2 protein-coding genes are annotated in these 1,194 nt (G+C 66.4%); one reads left to right on the top strand and one right to left on the bottom strand.

Annotated features, from left to right (window positions below):
- Window positions 1-192: hypothetical protein (locus DVH02_RS35960; protein ID WP_233518095.1), on the top strand; the 192-nt coding region annotated here is incomplete at its 5' end.
- Here DVH02_RS35960 and DVH02_RS08045 read toward each other — a convergent pair.
- Window positions 161-996 (bottom strand): IS5 family transposase gene (locus tag DVH02_RS08045; RefSeq protein WP_114623018.1). Its coding sequence is split into 2 segments (ribosomal slippage): window positions 161-621 and window positions 621-996, totalling 837 coding nucleotides; the frame shifts between segments, so codons are not numbered across the junction. The two genes, DVH02_RS35960 and DVH02_RS08045, sit on opposite strands and share 32 nt — an antisense overlap.
- Window positions 997-1,194: the final 198 nt, after the last annotated feature.

Genomic DNA, 1,194 nt, shown 5'->3' with positions numbered 1-1,194 from the left:
CTCGGCGACACCATCACCTTCAGCGGGGCGCGCTGGCTGGTGACCGCCTTTCACGGTCCGCGGGTCTTCCTCACCGCGCCCGGTGACACCACAGCCGAGCCTTTGATCATCCTCCAGCCGGTCCTGACCTCCGCGAAGGACTTCGCGGTCCTTAGAGGTCCTAACAAAGGCGTTGGACGTGTCGGTGGGTGATGAGACAGGTGGCGAGCCCGAGGAAGGCTTCGTGGATGTCGTCGCGTCTTTCCCAGCGGACGCGGAGACGTCGGAAGCCGTGGAACCAGGCGATTGTGCGCTCGACAACCCAGCGGTGAACACCAAGCCCGGAACCGTGCGGCACTCCGCGGCGGGCGATGACCGGTTTGATGCCCTGCGCCCAGACCAGACGGCGGTACTTGTCATGGTCGTAGCCACGGTCGCCGAGGAGGATGTCAGGCCGTCGGCGTGGTCGTCCGACGAGTCCAGGGACGGAGGGAATCTTCGCTAGGAGGGGCATCAGCTGGGTGACATCGTTGCGGTTTCCGCCGGTCAGAGACACCGCGAGTGGGATGCCCTGGCCGTCGACGAGGATGTGGTGCTTGCTGCCCGGCCGTGCGCGGTCGACCGGGCTGGGCCCGCTTTTGGGCCTCGCCGAGCGGCTCGCACGTGGGAGGAGTCGATCACCGCCCGCGACCAGTCGAGCTGTCTCGCCGCTCGCAGCTTTGACAGCAGCACAAGGTGGAGCCGGTCCCAGACGCCGGCCTCGTTCCAAGCTGCCAACCGACGCCAGCACGTCATGCCCGAACCGAAGCCCAGCTCCTGCGGCAGGTACTCCCACTGGATCCCGGTATGCAACACGAACAGGATCCCGCACAGCGCCTGGCGATCCGGCACCCTCGGCCGACCGGCCACCAGTTTCGGCCCCGGATCAGGTAACAACGGCTCGATCAGCGACCACAGTTCATCCGAGACGACCCACGGACGCGACTCTCTCTTCCCCACGAACAGCCCAACGAGCATCCAAGCCGACGGTCACACCGATAGTGACTTCTGTTAGGACCTCTTATCTCGGCGACGCCTGGCACGTACGCTCGCCGCGTTGTCGGAGTCGTCCACGTACGTCCAGTACGAGGACGATCCTCCGCCTTGCGGGAGCGCTCGGCATCCGAAGGACGCATCAAGCGCCGAGGCGGAGGGAGCGCAGCGCACCAGGCGCCG

This window comes from Streptomyces corynorhini (assembly GCF_003346515.1).
Classification (GTDB): domain Bacteria; phylum Actinomycetota; class Actinomycetes; order Streptomycetales; family Streptomycetaceae; genus Streptomyces; species Streptomyces corynorhini.
This window is presented reverse-complemented; position numbering and strand designations above follow the sequence as displayed.